Here is a 25,230-nt window from a genome sequence, read left to right as displayed (position 1 = left end):
GGCCGCACCGAAGGCGCCAACACGAAGGTCAAACTCATCAAACGGCAGCTCTACGGCCGAGCCGGACACCGCCTCCTACGCCAGCTCATCCTGCTCAACTGACGCCTACGAAATTCTTGGAAGAGCCTTCTTTCTGACAGTCCCATGCAGACCGGCGATCTCCTGAGACCGCCCGGGTCATGGAGCAAGTCGCTTACCTGTACGGAAGTAAGGACGGGCCGGAACTGCTGCACAAGCAGCCGGGCATGGCGGACAGTCTGGGGAAGATGGGGTCGGCTTGCTCGCCTATAGAGCCCCGCCAAGTATGTTCATGCGTCCATGGGGCTATCATCGCGGGATCTGAAAAGGGAAGCGACACCGAGGGAGCGTATGGTGATTCTGAACGCCATCTCTCGTGGCCTGGCCAAGCGACTCGACTGCCTTAGCGAGGCCCAACTGCCGCAGGAAGTACCAAGGCATCCGATTAAACTCTAGTGATGCGCGGCGCGAACTATCGTTGTTTTCGTAATGGCGGCTCGAAATGCTTCGCCAGCGTAGCGATGCCATGCGAGTTCGCACTGTGAGGTGATTGAGGCTGCCTCGGGCCGTCGGTATAGCCACTCGAACTCCTCCAGGGTGAGTTTGCGGTTCGTAGGGTTGCCGATGCGTGACGTGCTGCGGGGTACGTCAGCGTTCCGAACTCAACAGCGCTCTTGGGGGGGCGGGATGGTTGCTGCGCGCGGCGACTTGGGCGACCAGTACGTCAGCCGGCGTTGCTGTGGGGCAGAGGAAAGTTGGCCCACACGGACTTCGTTCCGTCGCTGTAGACCGTGGTTCCCCACTCCGAGCACAAGGCCTCCACTATGGCCAGCCCGCGACCGTTCTCGTTGTCGGTGCCGCGCGGATCTTTGCGCACGGGGAGCTGCTTGGTCGCGTCGCGCACCGCGACATGGAGGTCGGACGCCACTTCGACCAGCACGGTGATCGTGGTTGATGCCGCGGCGTGCAGCACGGCGTTGGTCGCCAGTTCGCTCACCGCGAGGACAGCCACATCCTGTACGTCTTCGTCGACCTCCCAATATGCGAGCACTGCTGTGACGGCCCGCCGTACCTCCGCAACGCGTTCCGGTGCCGGGAGGAAGGCGAAGGCGGCGTACCGGACATCGCCGTCGTTGCTGTGCGGGGCGATGGGGCGTGGCGCCCTCCTGAAGCACAGGTAGTGCGGGGCGACGGCAGCCGGACTGCCGGTATGCGGGGACACCTAGCGCTGGGATGGGATGCAGGCGCCCGTGCTGAGTTCCGGACAGCGCGCTGCGGGCCAGCACATGACGTATGTGACGCACCAGTTGAGGGAGGCGACGGCCGATTGGCCGCAGGCGTCGGCGCCGGTGCAACCGGCGACATTCCGAGCACGGCGCACAGGCGCCGGACGGTGAGCGACGACGGAACTCTCCGCAAGAACCGCGTCAAGGAGCCAGGTCTGCGGTGCCCCATCACCGAGGGCACCCTGAAGGGGCGGGGGCGTCGGCCGGTGCCCCGGGCCTACGGCAGTTTGCGGGCGAGGGTGAGGCCGTCGGCAACGGGCAGCAGCACATTCGTGACGCGTCGGTCGGAGCGGACGTGTTCGTTGAAGACGCGGATGGCGGCGGCGTTGCCCGATCCGTCCGAGTCCGCGTCCGGATCCGCGGCGTCCCCGCCGTAGAGCACGTTGTCAGCGATCAACAGGCCGCCAGGACGTACGCGCGGGACCAACTGCTCCCAGTAGTCAACGTATTCCTTCTTGTCGGCGTCGATGAACACCAGGTCGATATGCGGTTCGGTGGGAAGCGCGGCGAGCGTCTGCGAGGCCGGTCCCAGCCTGAGGTCGACACGGTCGGACACCTCGGCCATGTCCCAGGCCTCTCGAGCGATGCGGGTCCACTCCTCGGACAGATCGCACGTGATGACCGTTCCTTCGGCTGGCAGGCCTTGCGCCAGACAGAGGGTGGAGTATCCGGTGTAGGTACCGACCTCGACGATCCGGCGGGCGCCGGCCAGAGCGACGAGCATCGTCAGCAGTACGCCCTGCTCGCGCGGGATCTGCATCACGGCCGACGGGCCGAGCGCATGGGTCTGCTCGATGAGCCAATGCTGGGCGCGGCTGGGCGCTTCGAGCTGGGTTTGTACGTACGTGTGGATCTGCGGAGTCACCGCAACGGTCTTGGTGTCTGGCGAGATGGTCACCGGTCTCCTCCTGAGGGTGGGGTTGCACACGTGGCGCGGCAGGGGTACTGAAGCCGGGCGGCAGCCGTGAAGAGCTGTGGCGTCTGTGCGGTGATGCGCTGTACGGCTGAGCGCAGCGAGTCGGTGGCAGCCGTCACGTGGCCCCACGGATACAAGCCGTTCAGGGAGACGTCACGCACGATCTGGGCCATGCGGCGAACCAGCTGTGCCACGAGGGAGGGGCGGCACACCTGGGAACGCCGTACACCGAAGTAGGCGTCGTAGCAGTCGAGTTCGCTCTGCGTGGGCGCGGTGCCCGGGCGTCGCCCTGTACCACGCAGCAGCGAGGCGCCGCCGGGGACCAGCCGGTCGGCGACGGCCTTGTGGATGAGGTGGTTGCGGTCGATTGCCGCACGTAGCGGAGTCATCGCGTGCGGGGGGCCTGCGTCGAGAACGGACCGGCAGAGGGCGGGCAGTCGTTGATGATCCGGCGCCCACTGTCCGCTGAACGCGGGATGGTGTCTCCTCATCGAGGTACGCACATGTGCTTCGTACTGTGCCGCGGTGCCGCTTCCGCTGTAGAGAAGAAGCGCCGAGTAGCAGTCGTAGCCGAGCGCGACTTCCCGGACCGCGTGGTCGTCGGGGCGGTCGCTGTGCGCGAGGACCGAAAGCCGGGCGTCCAGCCACTGCCAGATGTGAAAGCTCGCCTGATGTCCGATCATCCAGCGGTAGCGGATCAAGTCCCGGTCCGACGTCGGCGGATCCAGCAGGGCGGGGCCGTCCTCGTACAGGAAACAGGCCTCGTCGGTGACGGGAGGAACGCGCCCCGCACACGTGCCGGGCGGCTCGCCCGGCGGGGGGAGCCAGAGGGGTTCGACGGTCCCGCTGGAGCCGCCGGGTTGCATACGGTCGCACTCGGCCGTCATGGAGAACCGTCGAGTTCGTCGAGCAGATCGGCGACCTTGCGCACCTCATGGTCCAGCGGACGGTCCTGATCGATCGGCGGGACGAGCGCGCAAAGCCGGTTCAGCAGGGCAGTGTTCGCCGCGGCTGTGAGGGTGCGGTCACTGACGGCAGCGGCCTGGCGCAGCGCCAGGGCCAGTGAGCCGTGCAGCAACCGCAGCAGCCTGGCCTGGTCCAGGGCTGTCAGGGCTGCTTGGGTGCCGAACGGGATCACATCCTGGTTGTGCCAGTTGGTCGGCAGGCTTTGGATGCTGGCCGGAACGGCTGCTCGCCGCATCGATGCAACGATAGCGGTGGCCGTCAACTGCACCCCCTGGACTGCATGTTGACGGCCTGGGTCAGGGGAGAGCATCGGCGGCAGAGCGCCGTTGCGGTGCGGGTCGATCAGCAGGTCCAGCTGGCGCTCGGCGAGATTGCCGAGCTGGGTGGCCACGATCGAGAGCAGGTCGGCGGCAAAGGCAACCGGCTGGCCGAAGAAGTTTCCGCCGTGCGCGACTTCGTCTCGTTCGGGGAAGAACAGCGGGTTGTCGCTGATGGACTGCAGATCGTCGCACACGACGTGCTCGGCGTATCCGATCGCTGACGCGGCTGCCCCGGCCAATTGGGGGACGCAACGGATGCTGTACGGCTCCTGCAGCGCCCGGGTTCCGGTGGGAACCGATCCGGAGAGATTCTGTCGCAGCGCTCTCCCGGCATCCGCCACATGGGAGTGCCCGAAGGCGTTCAGGAGATCTGGGTCCAGGTGGGCCTGGCCGCATCCGAGCAGATCCGCCATGAGCGCGGAGAGCCGCAAGGCCGTCGCGTGCGACCGGCGCAGCGACAGCACGGCGAGGCCCGCCGCCGCAGCAGTCACGGAGGTGCCGTTGACCAGGGCCAGCCCGTCCCGGCCGTCCTGTTTCAGGGGAGTGAGACCGGAAAACCCGAGGGCCTTCGCCGCAGGCATGCGCGTGCCGTCGAAGTAGGCGTGGCCCTCGCCGGACAGGGCCCGCGCGACATAGGACAGCGGGACGAGATCGCCGCTCGCCCCCAGCGAACCGAGCTGCGGCACCGCGGGGGCGAAGCTGGTGGCAAGAGCGTCCGCGAGCGCAGAAACGACATGGGGTGACACCCCGGAGTGCCCCCGCGCAAGAGATGTCAGCCGCACGAGCATCGCCGCGCGCACCACTGCCCGTTCGAGGTCGGGCCCCTGACCCGCGGCCAGGTGCGCCAAGGCGTTCTCGCACTGCTCGGCGGCGCTCTCGCGGCCTGCGTAGTTCACGAGCGGGCCGAACCCGGTCGTCGCGCCGTAGACCGGACGGCCGTCCGTCAGGCACTGCTCCAGAAACCGTCGGCAGCGGCCGACCCGCTCAAGCGTGTCTTCGGCGAGGCGCAGGCGGAGCGGCGCCGTCGCCTGTTCGAGCCGGTCGAGCTCGAGCGAGGTGCCGTCGACGACCATGTCGGCCGGAGCGAGCATCGAAGTCGACATGGTGCTGAAACTCCCTCGAGGAACGGCCAAGACAGATTCATCGTAGTGGGGAATTGCAGAACCAAATCGAGGGACGCTAATAATGCGTTCCTCCTATAATGTAAGTCTTCACTGGTTTGGGTGAAGGGATGCAGGTTTCCTTGCCGAGGGGTGATAGAAGAATCACCCCTGTCCCGTCCGCTGCAAGGAGTTCAGTCGTGAGAGTCGACGGTGCAGTCGATATTGCGTCGGTCGCCACTTGGATTCCTGAGGAATTCGAACTTCCGCCGGATTACGACGGTCTCGGGGTTCCGGATTTCGGCTTGCCGCAATTGAGGGTGAAGTCGCTGCCGGTCTCCCGTGAGTTGGCGGCCCCTGAGATGGCGACGCTCGCGGCGCGCGCGTGCCTGGCGGAGGGGGGCTGGGAGGCTGCCCGGCTGAACGTGCTGTTCCACAGCCACCTGTACCACCAAGGGCACGACTTCTGGAGCGCGGCCCACTACATCGCGCGTGAGTTGGGAACACCTCCGCACGCCACCCCCGTGACGATTCAACAGAACTGTAATGGCGCCATGTTCGCCCTGGAGCTGGCGGCAACCAGGTTTCTGGCCGACCCCGAGGCCGAGGCGGTGCTCCTGACAACCGCCGATCGCTTCGCCCCACCCGGCTGGAACCGCTGGGAACATCCCGGTGTCGGTCTTCCGTACGGCTTCGGCGACGGCGCCACGGCCGCACTGGTGCGGCGGGCCGGTGACACCCCCACGACGCTCGCACTCCTTTCGGTGGTGCAGACGACGGACCCGGAATTTGAAGTGATCTTCCGCGGTGAACCCGACTTCACGCCGGCTCCGATGTGGAACAAAGCGGTCTTTTTCGACGGGAACAATCTTCCCTACATGGAGGATTTGGATTTCGCTCTGAAAATGCGGAAATGGGCCCGCATTTCCCTCTCGCGAGCTCTGGACGATGCGGGAATCAAACCCGATGACAAGCGAATCCGTTACGTACTGCTGCCGCGTGCCGACACGGCGGGAATCGGCCTGAATTACGGCACTGTATTTGACTGCCTCGCCCATGCGGAGGTGGTGGCCTTCGGTGAACATACAGGCCATATCGGTGCGGGGGATCAGCTCGCGAATATCGTCGAAATGCGCGATCGAGGCATGCTCCGCTGTGGAGAGATCGCGGTCCTCGTAGGAGGCGGCGGAGGCACGACGTGGTCGACCGTCCTGGTTCAGGCCGGTCCAGGATGGCAGCGATGACACCCGGGGCGCCTGGCGTCCCGTGGTGGGGGCTGGAGCCGATCGCCGCTGCGGACCCCGAAACCGTATGGGCGCAGGGTGCCGGGCAGATCACCTACGGCAGGCTGCAGCGCGAGATGGATGCCGTGCGCGCCCGGTTGCGCGCGCACGGTGTTGTTGCCGGAAGTCCGGTCGCCGTGCAGTTGCCGCCGAGCCTGACTCTGCTGTGGTGGCTCTTCGCCCTGTGGGCGGAAGGGGCTCAGGTCCTGCTCCTGGACACGCGGATGAAGCCGGCCGAAGTCCGGTCCGTGCTCGCACGGATCCGGCCGGCACACCGGGTCACGTCCACCACCGTGCCTGATCTCCTGGTCGGCACCACGGACACCGTCGATGTCTCGATCGAGCGGATCGGTGACAGCCCGCCGGGCGAATCGGCCGTCGCCCTGATCCAGTGCAGTTCCGGGACCACCGGGCAACCGAAGATCGTCGCGCGATCCGGCCCGTCGCTCCTGGCCGACGTCGACCGCCATGCCCGCAATCCGGGGATGCCCACGCAGGGCGAACGGGTTCTGCTCCTTGCCTCGCTCACCCACGGCTTCGGTCTGGCCGCAGGCGTTCTGCACAGTCTGCGGGTGGGTGCCACGCTCGTCCTGCCCGGGCGGATCAGCCCTGACGACCTGCTCACTTGCGCCCATGCGGCCGATGTGCACGCCGTCTTCGGGGTGCCAGTCCACTTCGACTTGCTCAGCCAGGCTGCCGGCGGCACGCGCCCGACAGGACTGCGGCTCGCCGTTTCCTGTGGCGACGTCCTGCCCTCCGTGGTCAGGCAGCGCTTCCTCCACCGCTACGGAGTGCCCGTCGGCCAGGCGTACGGCATGACAGAAGTGGGCGCTATCGCCACGGATCTCACCGGTGACCTCGAACCACCGGCCGTCGGCCGCGTCCTGCCAGGCGTCGACGTGCGGATCACCGACGGCGAACTCTTCATCAGGGCGGACGGCGACCCGTACCTGTACGCCGATCTGCCCGACCGCTACAGCGACGGCTGGCTCCGCACCTTCGACCGTGCCGAACTCGCTCCCGGCTCCCGGGTCCTCTCCCTGTTGGGCCGCGCCGACTCGGTGTGCATCATCGGCGGACTGAAGGTGGACCTCACGGAGGTCGAGACGGCCCTGAATGCTCATCCGCAGGTCACAGAGGCGATGGCGGTGTGTCGTGCGGTCGACTCCGCGGTGCCCGGCCACCCACGGCTCATCATCGAGGCGTACGTGGCCGCCGACAGCGCCGTAACCGGTCAGGAGCTCACGTCCTGGTGCCGCGGCCAGCTCAGCGACTTCAAGATTCCGCGGCACTGGCGCATCGGCACGGACCTGCCGCGCACAACTTCAGGAAAAGCGAACAGGGGGGTGCGAGCGTGACGGCAGCGACTGTGGACAAGCGGGAAATTCGGCGTCTGCTGTGGGATCTCAGCTGTCTGGGCACCACGCTGATCAGTCACGACGACGATCGCCTCGACGACACGGATCTCGCACTCGACTCGATCGCCGTGATCTGGCTCCTCAGCAAGCTGGAACAGCGCACCGGCCTGTCCCTCGCGCAGGGTGCCTCGCTGCTCACCTTCCAGTCGGTCGATTCCATCCATGACCACCTCACCCGCCAGGGACGGGCCCGGTGACGGGGGCCGCCACCGACGGCAGCCAAGTGCTGCAACAAGTCCTGGAGTCGAAACGCGAGCTGATGTTCGTCCGGCACGCCCAGGCGTGGTGCAACGTCGAGGACACAGTCGGAGGGCCGCTCGGCTGCCGAGGTCTGACACGGCAGGGACACGATCAGGCGCGCCGGCTGGCTGATCGGCTGGCCGCCAGGCAGGCCGACAACCGGTCCCGGGTGGACGCGTTGTACTGCAGCCCCCGCTTGAGGGCGGTGGAAACCGCAGAGCCGGTCGCCGAGGCGCTGAACCTTCCCCTGCGTGTTCAGCCGGACCTGCGGGAACAGGACCTCGGCGAAGCCGACGGCCTGCCTCGCGTCGTCCTGCACTCGACCTGCGAGGGTAACCCGGTGCTGCAGCCCTGGCGGGCTCCAGCGGTCGGCGCCGAGTCCTGGTCCACGTACGTGGACCGGATCCGACGCGTTCTCGACTCGATCCTTCAAAGCCACGAAGGACACCGGCTGTTGCTCATCACGCACGGCGAAGCCATCAACGCCGCCCATCACATCTTTCTCGGCCTCCCCCCGAGATGGCCGGGCCCCTTGCCTGTGACCGTCGCCAACGCCGCCATCACCCGGTGGCGCAGGGAGCCCTGGGAACGCCATCGGCCCCAACTGGGCCTGCGCTGGGACCTTCAGGCGCACAACGACACCGCCCACATCACCGCCTCCTGACTGGCCGGCCCGTGCGTCGAGCGGGCCGGCCAGGAGGCGGCCCGTGCCAGAAGGGAACCGGGACGAACGACCATGCGGGTGCTTCTCATTTCCGACCACGCCGACCCACTGGCCAGCCCCGGCAGCGGGTTTCAGGGCGGACAGAACGTTTACGTACGCCAACTCGCCGCGGCGCTCGCCGGGCACGGCTGCACGGTGGACGTCGCCACGCGATGGGAAGCGCCCCACCTGCCGCGCCGGGAGCAGATCGCGCCGGGGGCACAGGTGATCCGCCTGCGGGCAGGAACTCCGGGCCCCCTCCCGCGCGACCGGTTCGGCGAGGTTCTGACCGACTTCGCGGAGGGCGCCGATAGCCTGTACCGGCGCTCCGGCGGCTACGACGTGGTGCACAGCCACTACTGGTACTCCGGCCAAGTGGCGCTGCGGCTCGCGCAGCACCACAAGGTCCCGGTGGTGCACACCTACCACTCCCTGGGGGCGGCGCGCAGAGCAGCCCTGGCCCACATCCCCCGGGCAGCCGGGCCGGAGCCCTTCTCCGCGCGTGACGCGGCGGAACGGCGCATCGCCCGCCGAGCCGATGCCTTGGTGGTGAGCTGCCCCAGCGAGGCGCACGACGTGGAGCACCTGCTCGGGGCACCTGCTCTGCGAACACACCTGGTACCGCCGGGAACTGACGGCACGGCACTTCAGCCGATCCCGCAGCACGCGGCCCGCGACGCGCTCGGAATTCCTTCCGGCATCCCCGTGATCCTGTATCTCGGACGGCTCGAACCCCGCAAGGGGTGGCAGGACCTCGTCGACGCGTTCGTACGAGTCCACGAACGGCATCCGCGGGCACGCCTCCTCGTCGTCGGCGGTGGCACCGGTGCCACCGCCGACGACGAGACCCGCCCGCTCACCGACCTTGCGCAGGAGCACGACGTCCGGAGCAGTGTGGACCTGCGCGGATCTGTGGCACACGACAAGACGGCCCTCTACTACAGCGCCGCGGATGTCACGGCTGTCCCCTCGCACTACGAGCCGTTCGGCCTGGTGGCGGTCGAATCGATGGCTTGCGGGACCCCAGTGGTCGCCACCCGGGTGGGCGGCCTGGCATGGACGGTCGGCAGCCCCGACGTCGGAGCCCTCGTGCCTGTACGCGACGCAGCGGCCCTGGGGAGCGGCCTGCTGTCGGTGCTCCGCATGGGGCGCGATCACTTTCACCGGCCATGCCTGGACCATGTCGCCGCGCACTTCACCGCTGCTGCATGGATGAAGGGGATTCTCGATGTCTATCGTGCGGCAGCCCGCGAGCGCAGCCCAATCGACAAATAGTGAGCGCCTGTACGGATTTGCACACTTCAGGCCGGATGACACGCCGCTTACGGCGAGGCGCGGGAAATTCCCGACTGCCAGGAAAGTATGGGCCGATGGGATCTGATGAGAACGGTGACCATCAGAAGAGAGAAGGAGAGCGTGACATGAAGGAAAACGCGAGGCGAGCCACTCTGGCGGCGGCTGCTGTCTCCGTGGCGGTGGCCGGGCTGGGATTCTTCACCGTGCCGGCCTCGGCTGACACGGGAATCCTCGCCAACTGCCAGTCCACCGGCACGGAGACTTACGACTATTCGCTGGACGACACTTCCACTCGTCCGGAGGTGGACGTGAAGGTGACTGCCGATATGCGGATCACGTGCGTTGATGAGAACGATCGGCCGATCAACGGAGTCCTCAAGGGCACGGTCCATGTCGACGACGCGCAGCGCATGGGATTCTCGGGGGTCGGCGAGCACCGGAGCACCATCGTGTGGGACGACGGCACCGAATCCCACGTCATCTCCGAACCTCACACGGACGCCGCGGTGGACGGTGACAGGACCGCCGTCGCCACCTCGTACGTGACGGAGGACAGCACCCGCTTCCCCGGCGCCGAGTTGATCGTGTCGGGAACGGCGACCCCGGGCGGCACCACCGCCACCGCGGTCTTCAGCAGGCCCTGAGTCCGGGACCTGAGCGGAGCGGTCGTGCCGCAGCGCGACCGCTCCCTCCGCGTCAAACACCAAGAAGTGCCACGGAAGAGGAGGCGACAACGTGACGACAGATCTCGCCGCGTTCCCCGCGTACGGCCGGAGACTGGACTCGCTCACCGGCCTTCGCTTCCTCGCGGCAGCCCTCGTGTTCTTCAGTCACTTCGTCACGTCCGGACTACTCTTCGGCCCCGAGGCGCCGTCCGGCATGATTGACCTCGCCGGGCGGTCCGGGGGGATCGCCGTCGGGTTCTTCTTCGTGCTCAGTGGCTTCGTGCTCACCTATTCCTCCCGGCCCGGCGACACAGCCAGTCATTTCTGGCTGCGCCGGTTCGCCAAGATCTATCCGACCCACGCCATCGCCTGGATCATCTCGGTCCTGCTGGTGGCCTGGGCCGGTGAGCAGGTGCTGGCCGCCGCGGCCGGGAGTAAGCTCCTGCTGTTCCACGGGTGGATTCCCCATCCTTCGTTCATCAACAACAATGTGAACCCGGTGAGTTGGTCGCTGTGCTGCGAGGCGCTGTTCTACGCGCTTTTTCCATGGCTGCTCAGGGCACTGCGGCGTATTCCCGCGGATGGACTTTGGTGGGCGGCAGGTCTCACCGTCGCACTGATCTTCTCCGTACCGGTGGTCGCGCAATTCCTGCCGGCCCATCCGCTGTTGCCTCCGCCTCTGCCCGCCGTCTCCTTCCACCAAGCCTGGTTTGTCTACCTCTTTCCGCCGGTACGTGTACTCGACTTCGTCCTCGGCATTCTGCTGGCGCGGATCGTCCTTGAAGGCCGGTGGATCCGGCTCGGCCTGACCCCGGCAGGACTCATCGCCGTGGCCGGCTTCTTGGGGATGCTCAAGGTGCCCACTCTGTTCTCGATGACTGCGGCCACCGTGATTCCTTGCGCCCTGATCATTTGTTCTGCGGCCGATGCTGACCGCAAGGGACGGAGATCCCTGCTGCGAACCGGAGTGATGGTCTGGCTCGGCGAGATCTCCTTCGCCCTCTACATGACGCACTGGCTGGTCTTCTACGCCGGGTCCCACGTCTTCGGACTGACTCGCTTCACGTCCGGGGCCGGTGCGTTCGGCGTCATCGCCTACTGTGTCGTCGGGTCGTTGGCTGTCGCCGTGCTGATGTACCGCTGTGTGGAGATGCCGATCATGCGCGTCGTCTGCCGACCGGCGGGCGTCGTGCCGAACATCGCATAGGCCGAGGGTGCCGCTTGGGGGTGCGGCGCGCGTTTGCGGCGAGGTTGGCCAGCTCGGCTACCTAGTTCATCGGCCAGAGCCGGGGGCCGTCGTCGTGCTCCTCACTGCTGAGCGGCGGTCGTTCACCAAGCCGTCCACGAGGTCGCCGACCACGGCGACCAGGTCGTCGGGACAGCTCCGGTCGAGCCTCGCCGTCGGGGGCGGCCGGCGGTGCGGCGGCGGGATCCGGCTTGCTCCCCTGATCCGAAACGGGCGCACCCGGCTGCGCTATGTCCGGCGAGATGGTCCGTATGCGTACGAATGAATCAAGAATGGATGTGTAATTGACTTGGATGCTCGCATGCCTTGTGGCTGAAATTCACGCAACCCTGGGCGCCGCCGTGGAGGGCGAGGGCGGAGACGCCAGTCCGGGCAGCGAGAAAGGGCCTCTAGGCCCTCATTTGATCGCGGGTGCAAACTCCAAGCTCAGACGTCCTTGATCTGTACGCGGTCGCCGCCGCACAGTTTGGACCAGTCGTCGCGGTCCGAGGTCAGCACAAGTACGGGTGCCGGGGAGCGGAGCGCCATCGAGGCGACGAGGGCGTCGATGGCGTACTTGTGGCCGTGCAGGCCCTCGGAGTCGCTCAGCAGCTGCACCGCGGTGAGACTGTCCGCCTGGGTGACGTCTTGGACCTGAAGCCGGGAGAGCACCCAGCGCAGCTGCGAGGTATCTGTCTTCCCGTAGACGGCCTCCACCACCGTCAGAGCCGACACGAGAACGGGCACGCCCACGCGCCGTGCGGCCTCGATCCGGGTGACCATCTGGCGGTCGTTACGCAGCAGCAGCGACAGTGCCTGGGAGTCCAGCACCAGGGACCTGGCCGCAGGCTCCTTCATGCGGCGCTGTCGTTCGACGCGTAGGGCGCCGGTGCGTCACCGAACAGTTCGCGCTGCGCGGCCTGGATCTCGGCCTCGCTCAGCGGTTCGTGCTCGGCTTCGTAGGCGGCCACGATCTCGGCGAGGCCGTCCATCGCGAGTTGATGCCGGACCGCTGCGGTCACGTACGCGGACACGCCGCGCTTGCCGGCGCGCGTACGCAGGGCACCGAGGAGTTCCGAGGGCATCGAGACGGAGATGTTCCAGCCGAGTCTCCGATGAAGGTGCCCACTATCGTGATCCCACCATCTACCGACCTCGGTTCGTTTCCTTCAGGTTGGTCTCCACCAGTACACGCCTGTCACAAGCCAAACTCGACTACTCGATGGGCGGCTCCAGGACTTCGGCACTCCCTTGTCGTCCTGCCGACCGCCCAAGAGCCGGAACGTTCGCCATGACGTCCGGCCAACCCTGCGGGTAAGACCCCCACCGGCTGGCGTGCACGGCGTCCCTCCTCAGGGGCGCCGTGCACGTTCGCTTTCATTCCGAAGGAGCGCCTCGGTGACCGTAAACGAATCGTGGGAGAAGATTGAGTCGTGGCTGGGGCGGTACGCGCCTGAAGACGAGTTGCCGGGGCCGGCGACACAGGGTGAACTAGACCGACTCCAGGAGCGCATCGGGCTCCAACTTCCCTCGGACGTCCGGGAATCGTTGCTGCGGCACAACGGATCAGGACTCGTCGAAGTTATCCCCATCGGGTACACGCTGTACGACGTGGGCAGCATCGCAGAAGCATACGTAGGTGCAGATGGAGCGAGATCCCAGCAGGGGGCAAAACCTCACGGTGTGGCCATTGGATGCTTGGGGCGTACGCAATTGATTGTCGATACTGTAACGGGTCAAATCGGAAAGTGTGACGTGGAATTCTCCGCAACCGGCTATATCGGGAGTGACGATCCGCTATGGGCTTCCCTCGGAAGTGTCCTGGAGTTCACGGCAAATGTGCTGGACTCGCCTCCGCCGTGGATCGCCACACTCCCCGGCGATGAGGAGTGGGAGGCCACGAATGAGTCCCCGGACTTTCCTGGCACACTGGTCTGGACAGAGGAAGTGTGAGGCTCCGGAGAGTAGGAGTCTTCGGCAGCAGCTGGGCCGGCCCTCCCAATCGAATTCCGGATACGTCGAACTGGCTTGATATCCCGGGACGAGTCCCATTCGTGCATAACCGGGGCATTGAGATGTTGGGTGCAGGGGGTGTGAGCGTCTGGTGCCTGGATTTACACATCAGCGCAGAGTGGGGCGCCACTTTCCTCAACCAGCGGAGCTCATATGGCGTCCGGATCTGCGAGTGATGCATGGCATCACATCGAAGCTTGGTTCCAAGACTGTGCGCATACAGAGCCCGCGTCCACTTCGGCGAGCTGCTCATACCGGACGGTGACTTGGAGGCAGACGGAACCTCGGTAGGCCGGCTCGACCGCGTACACGTCGGTCTGGCGCATCTGCCGGTTCAGGAAATCCACGATCGCCTGCAGCTCCAGCGGAATGCGGTCGGCCACGAGCAGGAGCCGCATGTGCCCGGCTGCGAGCCGCTCCTCGACCGCCGTCCAGAAGTCCACCGGGTTGCTTTTGCCCAGGACCTCCTCATACGCCTCGTCCAGGGGCCGGCCGTCCGCGGAGCAACTCTCCTCGAAGAAGTTCTGGAGCAGTGCGGCGGGCCAGTAGCGTGCCCCGTTCGCCGCCTAGATCTGGCCCGCGACCTCTCGGCGGCTCGAATTCTGATTCATGGAGGGGTCTGGCAGCGCGGCGGTGTCAGACCGCGTCTGCCTCGGCGACACGTCAGTCCAGTCCGCCAGTCTCCTCGATGCGCGCGACGAACAGGGAAGCCAGCTCTTCCTGCGTCGCGTCTGGTACGAGCGCGTCGGGCAGGTCCTCTTCCAGTCCCCACTCCGTGTTGAAGGTCAGGGCGGTGCCGTCGGGGACGACGTTCTGGCGGAGCCAGACCGCGAACTCGGCAGCGAGGGGGGCTGTGCAGTCCGTGATGGACACCCCTTCCGAGTCCAGCTTGGCCATGCCTTCAAGGTCTTCATCGTCCAGCGTGATGCCGAAGTGCATCGTCGTGCCGCTGTCCAGAGGGCCGTCGCCGGCTTCCTCGACACGGATGAACTCATCGGGATTGCACTCACGGAGCTTCCGCTCCAACGCGGCGAAGGTCAGTCCCCACGTCTCGCCTTCGGCCGGGCCGAAGACGTACATGGTGCGCAGCTCGGCGATCTGGTCGGCCTCCATGGTTCCTCTCTCAGTGGGGACTGGATTAGGGCACGTGGCGTGCGTAGCCCTGACGCCATAGGCGGCCATCGTGATCCGCCAGTAGGCGACCGAGTCGTTGTTGTTGGTGACGGTTTCTACGCCCCGCATTTCGGTGTTCCTGGGGTCGTTGAGGGCGGCGGAGTACTTCGCGAGCTCTTTGCGGCCCTTGTCGTACAGGAAGTCCTTCTTGCCTGATTGATGGTTCTCGCGCAGTTCGTCCAGTGACCGGTAGCACTTCTTTTCGGGGTTGTTGACGTACTTCGCTTTGATGGCCATGCCGTCGCGGAAGCCGTACACCATCAGCGTGCTGTACTTGCTGATGCCGGGAGGGATGGGCACCTCGTACTCCGGGTATCCGGCGACGCGCTTCTGGTAGGCGATCTCCGCTGGCTTGCCGCCGGAGACGTCGCCGGCGCGCAGCGAGTTGAGCCACGTCTGGGAGTTCTGGTGCTGTGGGCCGGTGAGGGTCGGGAACCGGGGGTCCGGCGGTGTGGGTGGAGGGACGGGCTGCACGCGTGGACCTACCGGCGGCCGGTACGCAGCCGGGATCATCGTGGGTACGCGGATGAGTGGCGCGATGAAGGACGGCAGGTTGGACAGGAGTCCGCCTCCGTCCGGCTGGGGCATCTTCACCCGCGATTGCGCGGTGTCCAGTACGGGCGGGATGTGGCCGAGGCGGGTGATGTGCATGTCGCTCGCGAGGAGTTCATGCAGGCCGCCGTCTGGGCCGTCGCCGCCGAACATGGGCCGTTCCCAGATCGGCTGCGGCTCACCGGTGAGCGGGTTCGATTCCGCCGGCAGGCGCTGCAGTGCGGAGTCGATGTGGTCCGCGTACGCCTCGCAGGCGTTGGCGAGCATCTTGCCTGCGGTGGGCAGGTTGGCCATGAGGGTTTCGTCCTCGCTGACCTGGGTGGGCGGGCGGTGGGCTCTTGCCGACGAACTTGCGGAAGAAGTTCTCCACCGCGTCCGCGGTCTCGCCGGCCTGGTCGAGGGTGGCCTTGCGCCAGGCGCCGCCGGCCCGCGCGCAGGGCGGCGACGCCCCGCCGGGCCGCGGCCACGACGAGGAACACGGTGGCCAGAAGGGCTGCCGCGAGGACGGTGAACCGCGGGCCGAACGCCAGGGCGGTGAAGGCGCCCATCAGGGCGAGGCCGCCGAGGCAGAGGAACTTCTCGGGATTCTGCAGGGTGCTCCGGCCTCCTCCGCTGGGCGCGGGTTTCACCCTAGGTCACGTGCGGCGTACCGCTCCACGGGCGACCGACGTCAGGAGCGAGCCGATCGTGGCGCCGATGACGATGTAGACGGCGGCCGTGCCGAGGCGGGCCGCGGTGGTCAGGGCCATGGTGAACGGCAGCAGCACCAGGACGGCCGTGGCGAGCGTGACGATCCAGGTGAAGAACCGGGCCGGCTGCGGGGTGGCGAGGATCAGCAGGTGCAGCAGTGCCGTGGCGATGAGCGCGGCCACGGCCGCGCCCCCGGCCAGCATCCCCGTGGTGGCGTTGCCCATCGCTCCGTCGCCTTCCGGGGCGAAGACCGCGATGCCCAGGACGCCGCGTACCAGAAGCAGGGCGACCACGGCTGTGAGGGCCGCGACCAGGGCGGTCATGATGCCGCCCGCCCACAGCCGCCCGGCCTCCAGACGCGGGGTGCCCGCGCTGTAGTGGGCCGTGGCGGGGCGGCCCTGAGGAGCGTGCGAGGGGCGTGAAGAGTGCGGGGCCTGCGGGGAGTTGGGCGAGTGGGGTGAGTGGGGTGAGTGGGGTGAGTTCATGGTCGGATCGGGCTCCTGTAGTGGGGTGGTGTCGGTGTGTCAGGGACTGGGCGCCGCCCGTATCGCGCCCGCGGCGATGGCCGCCGTGAGCAGGGCGTAGTCGGCGGCGCTCTGGTCGGCGTAGCGCGTCGCGAAGGCGGTGACGGCGCGGTCGAACGTGTCGGCGCGGCCCAGGTAGTTGGCTATCGCGATGCGGTCGCCGGTACGGGCGTGGGCGCGGGCCAGGGTGCGGCCGCAGAGGCCCGCGTACCGCGACAGCAGGCGCGGCCGCATCGTGGTGACATCGGCCGAGCCCTTCATGTCGCGCAGCTGGCGCCAGTAGTAGTGGCGGCCCTCGGGCCCGGTGACCCAGCCGAGGAAGATATCGCTGGTGGCCTGCATCAGACGTTGTCCGGCGACCACCCGGCGGCCGTGGTGCTCGTGCGGACTCGGGCCCAAGTGCCGTTCAAGGACGGAGGGTTCGGCCTCCTTGATCTGGAGGAAGAGCGGGTCGTCGGCGTCGCGCCCCTCCAGGAGCGCCACGAAGCAGCGGATGCCGACGCTGCCGGCGCCCACTACCTTGCGGGCCGCGTCGACCACGTGGAAGCGGTCGAGGAGAACACGGCGCTCCTCGGGCAGCGTGGAGCGGTACTCGGCGAACACCTCGCCGACGGCCGCCCGGAGCGCCGCGCCGATCGGCTGCAGCAGCGGCGGGTCGTGCAGGAACCGTCGGCGGCCGCCCTCGACCTCGGTGAGTTTGTCGAGGGCCTGGAGGCTGGTGCGCTGCCGGGCACGCGCGAGGGTCGTCCGCACGCGACGGCGGTCCTGCGTGCCCACGAGTGCGAGAACGTCCTGCGTGTCCACGCGCTCGTACCAGACGGCGAGTTCACCGAGCCCGGCGAGACGGCGCATGGTGAGGCGGTACGACTCCACGGACGCGAGGACCGCGCTCCGCGCCTCGGCGTCGGTGAAGCCGTTGTCGCGGGCGGCGACGGCGATGCTCGTGGCCAGGCGCTTGACGTCCCACTCGAAGGGGCCCGGCAGCGTCTCGTCGAAGTCGTTGACGTCGAACACGAGGGCACGCTCCGGCGACGCGTACAGACCGAAGTTGAGCAGATGCGCGTCGCCGCACAGCTGCACCGTGAGCCTGGTGTGCGGCTGCGCGGCCAGATCGGCGGCCATGACCGCGGCCGCGCCGCGCAGAAACACGAAGGGCGACGAGGACATGCGCGCGTAGCGGATCGGGAGCAGGTCGGGGAGGCGGGTCGCGGCCTGCTGCTCCAACAGGTCCAGCGGATCGGTCCGTTCGGCCGCGGGCTGCCAGGTGCCGTGCGAGGAGCGCGGGGCGCGCTTGCGGGCGGCCTTGCCCAGCTGGGCGCGCGCGTCGGGGGAGGCGGGGGTGGCCGGGGTGGCCGGGGTCGGCCGGGCGCTCATGGGAGCCTCCATCGGATGCGATGCGCGTCTGCGCGGCAGGGCGCTGGCGGTCGGTGCCCCGGGGGCCGCTGTGCGGTGCCGCAGATTCGGTCCCGGGGCCGGTGCCGCCAAGTCCGCGGACCGGTGGCCCCAACGGGTCAGTGCCGCAGCGCCCTTCCGACCTCGGCCGTGACGTCCCCGGAGAGCTTGTGGGTGCTGCGCGCGGTGGCCTCGCCGGAGCCGCCCGCCTTCACCGAGGGCACCGTCACGACCACCGTGTCGAGCAGCTTCTTGTCGGCGTTGCGGAAGTTGACCTGCACCATGTACTCGGCCTCTTTGTCACCGCCGTTGGTCGCCGTGACCGGCGCGGTCGTGCGGCCGTCGCCGTCGGTCGAGGTGCCGCCCACCTTCACATCGCCCTTGGCGTCGATGCCGTCCTTGAACTTGTCGAGCTTCTCCTTGGCGGCCGCGGTCGCCGAGGAGAGCGCGGAGGAGGCCTCGCCCGCCACGGACGACGCCGCCGACGCTGCTTGCGACACCTTGGAGGAGGGGTCACCGTCGCTGTCCGAGCAGCCGGCGGCCGTCACCGCCGTGCCGGCCACCAAGCCCGCGACGCACACCATCCGGATCCGACGCCGAAGCATGCTCATCGTCTCTCCCGCCGTACTGGTCCTGCCGGGCCGACGGCCCGCGCCTGTCACCACTGTGGCCACCGGCCCCCGGAGCTGCGACCCGGCCACGTGTCCGAGGCGCCCGCCGGCGGAGCCGCCGACCCGGAACAGTGCGGCTCCGCGGCGCCGTTCAGGGTCCGCCGTGGCGCCCGGCGTACGCCACCCGGATGGCCCAATACGGGCCGCCGCGCCCCGGACCCGGGAGCCTCGCCCCGTCGCCACTCCGTGCTCGACGGCCGGCGCTCACCAGGACTCCGAGGCCTCGCCCGCCCTGGAGGGCCGGTCGCTCCCCTCGCCGTGCCCGGCACGGTCCGCGGCTGATTCGCCGCGCCCCGAACGGAACTTGAGGGCCAGCAGGGGAAACACGAGGACGGAGACCATGGCGGCACCGACCAGCGCGGCGGCCTCGCTGGAGCTGATGCTCTTGTCGTCCAGGCCGATCGTGGTGATGGCGACGACGAGCGGCAGACACGTGGAGCCGTACAGGGTCAGGGCGGTGCGGTCGCGGCGGGACAGGTCGGAAGGGGCCAGGAGATACAGCGGGATGCCGCGGACGACGAGGAACAGCAGCAGGAAGACGGGCAGCAGGACGAGGGCGCGGCCGCCGTCGAGCAGGGCCTTCAGGTCGAAGTTGATGCCGGTGACGACGAAGAACACCGGGACGAAGAAGCCGAAGCCCATCGCTTCGATCTTGCCGAGGATCTCGCCGCTGCTCTCGGGAGCCGCGCCGTGCAGGATCAGACGGCTGATCACACCCGCGGCGAAGGCACCGAGGAGTACGTCGATGCCGAACGCGTGCGACAGGCCCAGCATCGCGGCGAGCAGCAGCATCACGTACCGGACCGCGAACTGGCCGCTGCTGTGCAGGGTGTTGGCGATGATCCGGGCGAACCAGGGCGGCCGGGGCCGCAGCGCCCAGAACACGGCCGCCGCCGTGACCGCGGCGAACACGATGAGGAGCACCGTGGATTCACCCGCTCCGCGGCCGCTGAGCAGCAGCGCCATCGCGATGATCGGCCCGAACTCGCCGACCGCGCCGAAGGCGAGGACCACCGTGCCGAAGCGGCCGCGCAGATCGCCGGAGTCCCGCAGAATCGGCAGGACCGTGCCGAGCGCCGTGCTGGTGAGCGCGGTGCCGATGACGAAGCTCTTGTTCACCTCGGCGCCGGTGAGCGCGAAGGCGATGCCGAGGCCCGCGGCGATCGAGATCATCCAGGCGCCGGTCGAGCGGCGCAGGGTGTCACCGCGTACGGCGGCGAAGTCGATCTCGTATCCGGCCAGGAAGATCAGCATGGCCAGGCCGAAGTCGGCCAGGCCGTCGGTGAACTCGTCGTGCTGGGCCAGGGCGAGGACATCAGGGCCGATGAGGATGCCGAGGACGATCTCGAAGATGACCAGCGGGACGGGGACCCAGCGGTTCACCCGGTAGGCCAGCAGAGGCGCGAGTACCGCGATGGCCATGATCAGGATCAGAGTCCCGGGCTGCGTCATATCCCGTATCTAAATAAACTCGGCCAAAACCGACAACCGGGGAGTAGGTGCCGGATCCAGGCCCCAGAGGGAACCTGGGGCCTGCATGACGGAGCTGAGCCGCTCCGCGGGAAGTCCGGTGCACCATCTGCGGGTGCATCGTGCCTTGTCGCTCCCCCAGCTACCGCCGGGTGTACCCCCAGCGCGGCGGAGCGGCATATCGACACAGCCCCGCGCCCCTTTGGGGCACGGCCAAAGCGCACCAGACTTCCTCAAGGCTACTCAGGGCAGCGGAGCGGGCATGGCACCTATCGACGCGGCGGCCGCGGAGCGGATGGCCAAGACGCTCTTCATCGAGCGCAATTGGCGCAGTCCGAGCTCCACGCGCTTCTGGGTTCTGCTGGTGCTCGCCTCGGTCATCGCGAGCGCAGGCGTGGTCGGGGACTCGACCGCGACGGTGATCGGCGCGATGATCGTCGCCCCGCTGATGACGCCCATCCTCGGCAGTGCCCTGGCCCTCGTCCTCGCCGACCGGCACCACCTGGCCCGCAGCGTGCTGCTCGTCATCGGCGGAGCCCTGGCGGTGGTGGCCATCGGCCTGCTGATGGGCTGGCTTGTCGCGCCGCCCGATGCCTTCGCGTCGAACAGCCAGGTGTCGTCGCGGATCAGCCCGCGCCTCATCGATCTGCTCGCCGCCCTGGCCACCGGCACCGTCGGCGCGTTCGCGCTGGTGCGCTCGGATGTCTCCGACACCCTGCCGGGCGTCGCCATCGCGATCTCACTGGTGCCCCCGCTGTCCGTCACCGGGCTGCTGCTCACGGTGGGGCGCTACCACGACGCGTTCCAGTCGGCGCTGCTCTTCACCACCAACGTCGCGGCCATCGTGGCCACCGGCACCCTGGTCTTCCTGCTCTACGGGGTTCGTGAGGGCGCCCGCGCCGCGGACCTTCCCGTGGGCGAGTTCCGCGGCCGGAGTCTCGTCGGCGTGACGGCCATGGTCGTCCTCGTCGCGGTGCCGCTGACCACCGGTTCCCTCTCCGTCGCCCGTGACCGGCAACTCGCCGCCGGCGCCCGGCCGGTGGCCGAGCGGTGGGCCGCCGCCGGGAAGTGGCAGCTCGCCTCGGTCGAGGCCCGCAACGGAGTCGTCGTGGTGGGCGTGCTCGGCCTGCCCCCGCACCCTGCACCCGGCGCCCTGCGCGTGGCCCTCGACCACAGTGGCGTCGGGGACGCCGACCTGGAGCTCCATCTGGTGGGCGGCAGGACTCACTGGTGCCCGGCCGGCGGCACGTCGTGCACGGTGGAGGAGACCGGCCGGGTCTGACGCACGTGGAGGAGACCGGCCGGGTCTGACGCATTTGAAGGAGACCGGCCGGATCCGGCGCACGTGGAGGAGACCGGCCGGATCCGACGCACGTGGAGGAGACCGGCCGGGTCTGACGCACGTGGAGGAGACCGGCCGGGTCTGACGCATTTGAAGGAGACCGGCCGGATCCGGCGCACGTGGTGGAGCGCGGGCGGATCCGACGCACCGGCGGAGACCGGGCGGATCCGACGCACCGGCGGAGCGCGGCGCGATCGGCGCAGCGCGGGCACGCCTGTGGCGTGGCGCCACCCGTACGGCCCACACGCCTGGCACGCCGGCCAGCCCCGGCCGAGGCTCGGTTCAGACCGTGTCACGCCGACGGCCCCTTGCGGCCGCCAGCCGGAATCGAGGTGGGGATGGTTCAGCCGTCGCACTCCGCAGGACCGCCCGCGCAACAGCCGTCCACGCCCGCCGGGCGGCGAGGCGGCCTGCGTGACTCCCCGCTGAGACTGTTGAGACTCTGTACGGCGGTGGCCGTGGCCGCCGCCGCGCTCGCCACCGGCTGTGGCAGCGACAGCGAGCCGGACCCGATGCGGAACAAGCAGTGGGCGCTCGACTCCCTGAAGCTCCCCGCCGCGTGGGACAAGGCCAAGGGCGACGACACGGTGATCGCCGTCGTCGACACCGGTGCCGACCTCGACCACCCCGATCTGAAGGGGCGCCTGGTCGACGGCCACGACTTCGTCGACGGAGACGACGAACCCAAGGACCTCAACGGTCACGGCACCCATGTGTCGGGTATCGCGGCGGCCCACACCGACAACGGCACGGGCATCGCGGGCGGCGCTCCGGGCGCGAAGATCATGCCGGTGCGGGTCCTGGGCGCCGACGGCTCAGGCAAGGACGGCGACATCACCCAGGGCATCGTGTGGGCCGCCAACCACGGCGCCGACGTCATCAACCTCTCGCTCGGCGAGTCCGGTCTGATGGCCCGTCTGCTCAAGGGCGGCGTCCTCAACCAGGCCATCACGCACGCCCACAGCAAGGGTGCGGTCGTGGTGGCCGCCGCCGGCAACGACGGCACCGCCCTGCAGCCGTACAAGGTGGACACCCCGGTCCTGGTGGTCGGCGCGAGCGACCAGAACGGCAAGCCCGCCGACTTCTCCAACTTCGGTGCGCAGGAAGCCGTTTCCGCCCCGGGCGTGAAGATCCTCTCGACGCTTCCGACGTACACGACCAAGGAGACCGTGAAGAACGACTCGGGCTACGGCGAGCTCGACGGCACCTCCATGGCCGCCCCGTACGTCTCCGCGGTCGCGGCGCTCCTGCACCAGCAGGACCGCTCACCGGACGAGATCATGAGCGCCATCCGCTCCACGGCGAAGAACCCCGACGAGCTGCCCAAGCTCGGTCTGGGCAATGTCGACGCCCAAGCCGCGGTGAACGCGCCCACCGGCTGACGCGTCCGATGCGCACGCGAAGGGGGCGGACGCCGCAGCGTCCGCCCCGTTCGGGCTGTTGTCGTGCCGGTCAGGCCAGCACCCTGGACTTGGCCTTCTCGAACTCCTCGTCCGTGAGGATGCCCTTCTCCTTCAGCTCCGCAAGCCGGGCCAGTTCGTCCACGCCGCTGCCACTGCTGCCAGCGCTGCTGCCGCCACTGCCGTCGCCGGAGCCCGCGGCGTCGCGGATGTACGCGCGCAACGCCGCCTCGTTCTCCTTGGCCTGCTTCGCGTCCCGCTTGCCCATGCCCGTGCCGCGCGCGATCACGTAGACAAGGACGCCGAGATAGGGCAGCACGATGCAGAAGACCAGCCAGCCCGCCTTGCCCCAGCCGCCCAGTTCGTGGTCCCGGAAGATATCCATGACGACCTTGAACAGCAGGAACAGCCACATGATCCAGAGGAAGAACCAGAGCATGGTCCAGAAGAGGTTGAGCAGCGGATAGTCGTCCATCGTGAAGCTCCGTCCCTCGGGTCAGTCGATATTTTCGGTAAGTATCTGGCGATATGCGGGACTGGGCATCTCGTGCGGCCGCCGTGGCCGCGGGCGTCAGCGAGACCGCGGCCCTCCGCCGATCCGGCCGCGCCAGCTGCGGCTGAGCGCGGTGGCCGCCGCGGTGAGGAAGACGAAGTTGTAGAGGATCTGCACCAGGACCACGGCCCGGGCCGTCTGGCCGTGCGCGGCGATATCGCCGTAGCCGATGGTCGCCAGGGTCACCGCGGTGAAGTAGAGCGCGTCGATCCGCGTCTCCAGGCCCGTCACCGCGCCGGGTTGTTTGGCGAGAGCGAAGTAGCCGGCCGAGAACACCAGGACGGCGAGGCACATGAGGAGGGCGATGGCGAGTCCGTGGCGGCCGTCGGGCGTGTGCAGGAGTACGTCGCGGATCTGCCGCATGAGGAGCGCGGCGACCAGAGCGAGCGCCAGGGCGAAGAGCGTCCAGCTCAGGACGGGGCGATGCGGGCCGAGCCGGTTGAGGGGGAGGAGGAAGTAGGCCGCGACCATCGCGACCGCGAGCAGGCCCCCGCCGGCCCACGCCCGCGCCTGCTTCACCCGCGCGCGGCCCCGGTGCCGGTCGGCCTCACCGCCTCCGCTCACGGAGCTTCCGCTCCCGGAACCTCCGCTCGCGGAACCCCCGCTCACGGAACCCCCGTCCCCGGAACTCCCGTTCATGGACCCCTCGTTCACGGCACGTCGGCCTTTTCGCGCAGCCCCTGGGCGACCACCACCGCGACGACCGCGGCGATGACGATGAGCGGCATCTGGTTGAACGCGTCGGGGCCGAGCACCAGCACGGTGAACACCGCGCTGGACAGCGGCAGTCCGGTGACCGTGGCCATGGCCGCCGCGATGCCCAGGGCGAGCGCCGGAGTCGCACCGAGGCCCGGAAGCCCTGAACACGCCATGGCCGCCGTCGCGCCGAGGAGTACGGCGGGGAAGATGGGGCCGCCGCGGAAGGCGCCCAGACTGATGCCCCACGCCAGGCCCTTGCACAGGACCAGGGCGGCGAGCGCGGCGACGGACCACGCGTGGGGGTGGGCGGCGAGCTCGGCGAGCGTGGACTGGCCGGAGAGCGCCGCCTCTTCGGGACTGCGGCCGGTGAGCAGCGCGTACGCCGCGAGGAGTACACCGACCGCGAGGGCGCAGCCGACCGTGCGTGACGCGGTGCTCTTCGCGCCGGTCCAGGCGGCGGTGCGGTGGCCGAACCGGCGAAGGAGCGCCACGAGGGCCGCGATCAGTACGGCGGCCGGGATGCCCCACAGGAAGTCGCCCGCGTCGGGGCGTACGTCCGGTGGTACGGAGGGCAGGGCGAGCGCGCCGGTCTTCAGGCCGGTCCACTGCCCGAAGCCGGTGAAGACCAGCGCTCCGGTGGCGCTGGCGAGCAGGCAGGGCAGCAGCAGGACGACGAGCTGCGGTCCGGCGAGCCCCGCGGCCTCGATGACGAGCACGGCCGCGGCCACGGGACCGCCGAGGATGGTGGAGATGGCGGCCGTCGACCCGGCGGTGGCGAGCACGGTGGAGGTGCGCCGGTCCGTGGCGCGCATGGACCGCACGGCGAGCAGGGCGAGCCCGCTGCCCACTGCCATCAGCGGCGCCTCGGGGCCGAGGACCACGCCGAGGGGCAGCGTGGCGAGCGCGGCCAGGGCGACTCCCGGCAGTTCACGGGGACCGATGGGCGTACCGCCGAGACCGTGCACCGGCAGGTGCCCGCCACGGCCCGGCATACGCGTGACGATCGGGGCGAGGATGAGGCCCGCGGCAAGGAGGGCGGGCAGGGGCCACCACCAAGGGGCGTGGCCGAAGCCGAACTTGCCGGGCAGCGTCTCCCACACGGCGTGCTGCAGCAGGTGCTGGCAGCTCACGAAGAAGAAGGAGGCGAGCGCGACCGGGACGCCGAGCAGGCCGCAGAGCAGCAGCAGACGCAAGTAGCCGCGGCTCAGCAGCACTTCATGCAGGGCGGGTTCGCCGCGGGCCCCGCCGCGCGCCGGCGTCGTAGCGGAGCCCGCGTCGGAGCCCGGGGTCATCGGGTGTCCCGCCGCGGGCCCCG

At 68.8% G+C, this 25,230-nt stretch carries 25 protein-coding genes; 10 read left to right on the top strand and 15 right to left on the bottom strand.

The genetic code is table 11. The features are described from left to right. Window positions 1–742: 742 nt before the first annotated feature. The 4 genes from ACFQVC_RS11100 to ACFQVC_RS11085 all read right to left on the bottom strand — a co-directional run bounded on the left by ACFQVC_RS11100 (window position 743) and on the right by ACFQVC_RS11085 (window position 4,609). The gene (locus ACFQVC_RS11100) at window positions 743–1,240 is read right to left on the bottom strand and encodes an ATP-binding protein (protein ID WP_381829505.1); all 498 of its coding nucleotides are present in this window, start codon (window positions 1,238–1,240) and stop codon (window positions 743–745) included. A gap of 281 nt (window positions 1,241–1,521) precedes the next feature. Continuing rightward, a complete protein-coding gene (locus ACFQVC_RS11095) occupies window positions 1,522–2,202 on the bottom strand; it encodes an O-methyltransferase (RefSeq protein ID WP_381829503.1) in 681 nt (226 codons plus the stop codon). Next, a complete protein-coding gene (locus tag ACFQVC_RS11090) occupies window positions 2,199–3,107 on the bottom strand; it encodes a hypothetical protein (protein WP_381829501.1) in 909 nt (302 codons plus the stop codon). The genes ACFQVC_RS11095 and ACFQVC_RS11090 overlap by 4 nt, the downstream gene beginning before the upstream one ends. Further along, window positions 3,104–4,609: an HAL/PAL/TAL family ammonia-lyase gene (locus tag ACFQVC_RS11085; protein ID WP_381829499.1), complete on the bottom strand. Its 1,506-nt coding sequence runs from the start codon at window positions 4,607–4,609 to the stop codon at window positions 3,104–3,106. The genes ACFQVC_RS11090 and ACFQVC_RS11085 overlap by 4 nt, the downstream gene beginning before the upstream one ends. 197 nt (window positions 4,610–4,806) lie before the next feature. Between ACFQVC_RS11085 and ACFQVC_RS11080 the strand changes: the two genes are divergently transcribed. From ACFQVC_RS11080 to ACFQVC_RS11050, 7 genes are all read left to right on the top strand, one after another. Next, on the top strand, window positions 4,807–5,850 hold the full coding sequence (locus ACFQVC_RS11080) for a ketoacyl-ACP synthase III family protein (RefSeq protein ID WP_381829497.1): 1,044 nt from the start codon (window positions 4,807–4,809) through the stop codon (window positions 5,848–5,850). After that, window positions 5,847–7,247 (top strand): class I adenylate-forming enzyme family protein, encoded by a 1,401-nt coding sequence (locus ACFQVC_RS11075; protein WP_381829495.1) that lies wholly within the window; start codon window positions 5,847–5,849, stop codon window positions 7,245–7,247. Before ACFQVC_RS11080 ends, ACFQVC_RS11075 begins: the two co-directional genes overlap by 4 nt. Further along, window positions 7,244–7,504 carry a hypothetical protein gene (locus ACFQVC_RS11070; protein WP_381829493.1) on the top strand — a complete coding sequence of 87 codons (261 nt, stop codon included), beginning with the start codon at window positions 7,244–7,246 and terminating at the stop codon, window positions 7,502–7,504. The genes ACFQVC_RS11075 and ACFQVC_RS11070 overlap by 4 nt, the downstream gene beginning before the upstream one ends. Continuing rightward, window positions 7,501–8,211: a histidine phosphatase family protein gene (locus ACFQVC_RS11065; RefSeq protein WP_381829491.1), complete on the top strand. Its 711-nt coding sequence runs from the start codon at window positions 7,501–7,503 to the stop codon at window positions 8,209–8,211. The genes ACFQVC_RS11070 and ACFQVC_RS11065 overlap by 4 nt, the downstream gene beginning before the upstream one ends. 72 nt (window positions 8,212–8,283) lie before the next feature. After that, window positions 8,284–9,525: a glycosyltransferase gene (locus ACFQVC_RS11060; RefSeq protein WP_381829489.1), complete on the top strand. Its 1,242-nt coding sequence runs from the start codon at window positions 8,284–8,286 to the stop codon at window positions 9,523–9,525. Window positions 9,526–9,671: 146 nt separating this feature from the next. Next, window positions 9,672–10,190: a hypothetical protein gene (locus tag ACFQVC_RS11055; protein ID WP_381829487.1), complete on the top strand. Its 519-nt coding sequence runs from the start codon at window positions 9,672–9,674 to the stop codon at window positions 10,188–10,190. A gap of 91 nt (window positions 10,191–10,281) precedes the next feature. Next, window positions 10,282–11,418 carry an acyltransferase family protein gene (locus ACFQVC_RS11050; RefSeq protein WP_381829485.1) on the top strand — a complete coding sequence of 379 codons (1,137 nt, stop codon included), beginning with the start codon at window positions 10,282–10,284 and terminating at the stop codon, window positions 11,416–11,418. Window positions 11,419–11,883: 465 nt separating this feature from the next. Here the strand turns inward: ACFQVC_RS11050 and ACFQVC_RS11045 are convergent, their stop codons facing one another. After that, on the bottom strand, window positions 11,884–12,294 hold the full coding sequence (locus ACFQVC_RS11045) for a PIN domain-containing protein (protein ID WP_381829483.1): 411 nt from the start codon (window positions 12,292–12,294) through the stop codon (window positions 11,884–11,886). After that, a complete protein-coding gene (locus ACFQVC_RS11040) occupies window positions 12,291–12,521 on the bottom strand; it encodes a hypothetical protein (RefSeq protein WP_381829481.1) in 231 nt (76 codons plus the stop codon). The genes ACFQVC_RS11045 and ACFQVC_RS11040 overlap by 4 nt, the downstream gene beginning before the upstream one ends. Before the next feature lie 313 nt (window positions 12,522–12,834). Here ACFQVC_RS11040 and ACFQVC_RS11035 point away from each other — a divergent pair, with 313 nt between their 5' ends. Next, complete coding sequence (locus ACFQVC_RS11035) at window positions 12,835–13,389, top strand: SMI1/KNR4 family protein (protein ID WP_381829479.1); 555 nt, start codon at window positions 12,835–12,837, stop codon at window positions 13,387–13,389. 245 nt (window positions 13,390–13,634) lie between these two features. On the opposite strand, the gene ACFQVC_RS11030 is transcribed toward ACFQVC_RS11035, so the two are convergent. The 6 genes from ACFQVC_RS11030 to ACFQVC_RS11005 all read right to left on the bottom strand — a co-directional run bounded on the left by ACFQVC_RS11030 (window position 13,635) and on the right by ACFQVC_RS11005 (window position 19,903). Further along, the gene (locus tag ACFQVC_RS11030) at window positions 13,635–13,892 is read right to left on the bottom strand and encodes a hypothetical protein (protein WP_381829477.1); all 258 of its coding nucleotides are present in this window, start codon (window positions 13,890–13,892) and stop codon (window positions 13,635–13,637) included. A gap of 220 nt (window positions 13,893–14,112) precedes the next feature. Next, on the bottom strand, window positions 14,113–15,468 hold the full coding sequence (locus ACFQVC_RS11025) for a restriction endonuclease fold toxin-2 domain-containing protein (RefSeq protein ID WP_381829475.1): 1,356 nt from the start codon (window positions 15,466–15,468) through the stop codon (window positions 14,113–14,115). Between the two features lie 341 nt (window positions 15,469–15,809). Next, complete coding sequence (locus ACFQVC_RS11020) at window positions 15,810–16,349, bottom strand: DUF6069 family protein (protein WP_381829474.1); 540 nt, start codon at window positions 16,347–16,349, stop codon at window positions 15,810–15,812. A gap of 39 nt (window positions 16,350–16,388) precedes the next feature. Beyond that, a complete protein-coding gene (locus ACFQVC_RS11015) occupies window positions 16,389–17,762 on the bottom strand; it encodes a DUF2252 domain-containing protein (protein ID WP_381829472.1) in 1,374 nt (457 codons plus the stop codon). 137 nt (window positions 17,763–17,899) lie between these two features. After that, window positions 17,900–18,391: a hypothetical protein gene (locus ACFQVC_RS11010; RefSeq protein WP_381829470.1), complete on the bottom strand. Its 492-nt coding sequence runs from the start codon at window positions 18,389–18,391 to the stop codon at window positions 17,900–17,902. A 264-nt stretch (window positions 18,392–18,655) separates the two neighbouring features. Beyond that, on the bottom strand, window positions 18,656–19,903 hold the full coding sequence (locus tag ACFQVC_RS11005; RefSeq protein ID WP_381829468.1) for a cation:proton antiporter: 1,248 nt from the start codon (window positions 19,901–19,903) through the stop codon (window positions 18,656–18,658). Window positions 19,904–20,183: 280 nt separating this feature from the next. Here ACFQVC_RS11005 and ACFQVC_RS11000 point away from each other — a divergent pair, with 280 nt between their 5' ends. Both ACFQVC_RS11000 and ACFQVC_RS10995 read left to right on the top strand, forming a co-directional pair. Beyond that, a complete protein-coding gene (locus ACFQVC_RS11000; RefSeq protein ID WP_381829466.1) occupies window positions 20,184–21,203 on the top strand; it encodes a DUF389 domain-containing protein in 1,020 nt (339 codons plus the stop codon). A gap of 494 nt (window positions 21,204–21,697) precedes the next feature. Further along, window positions 21,698–22,645: a S8 family peptidase gene (locus ACFQVC_RS10995; protein WP_381829464.1), complete on the top strand. Its 948-nt coding sequence runs from the start codon at window positions 21,698–21,700 to the stop codon at window positions 22,643–22,645. 70 nt (window positions 22,646–22,715) lie between these two features. Here the strand turns inward: ACFQVC_RS10995 and ACFQVC_RS10990 are convergent, their stop codons facing one another. The 3 genes from ACFQVC_RS10990 to ACFQVC_RS10980 form a co-directional block, all read right to left on the bottom strand. Continuing rightward, the gene (locus ACFQVC_RS10990) at window positions 22,716–23,138 is read right to left on the bottom strand and encodes an SHOCT domain-containing protein (protein ID WP_381829462.1); all 423 of its coding nucleotides are present in this window, start codon (window positions 23,136–23,138) and stop codon (window positions 22,716–22,718) included. Window positions 23,139–23,234: 96 nt separating this feature from the next. Continuing rightward, window positions 23,235–23,687 carry a potassium channel family protein gene (locus ACFQVC_RS10985; RefSeq protein ID WP_381829572.1) on the bottom strand — a complete coding sequence of 151 codons (453 nt, stop codon included), beginning with the start codon at window positions 23,685–23,687 and terminating at the stop codon, window positions 23,235–23,237. Between the two features lie 179 nt (window positions 23,688–23,866). Then, window positions 23,867–25,207 (bottom strand): chloride channel protein, encoded by a 1,341-nt coding sequence (locus tag ACFQVC_RS10980; RefSeq protein ID WP_381829460.1) that lies wholly within the window; start codon window positions 25,205–25,207, stop codon window positions 23,867–23,869. Between the last annotated feature and the right edge of the window lie 23 nt (window positions 25,208–25,230).

The sequence above is a fragment of the Streptomyces monticola genome (genome assembly GCF_042665355.1).
Taxonomy (GTDB): Bacteria; Actinomycetota; Actinomycetes; order Streptomycetales; family Streptomycetaceae; genus Streptomyces; species Streptomyces monticola.
The sequence above is the reverse complement of the archived record's forward strand: the minus strand, read 5'-3'. Positions and strand labels throughout refer to the sequence as shown.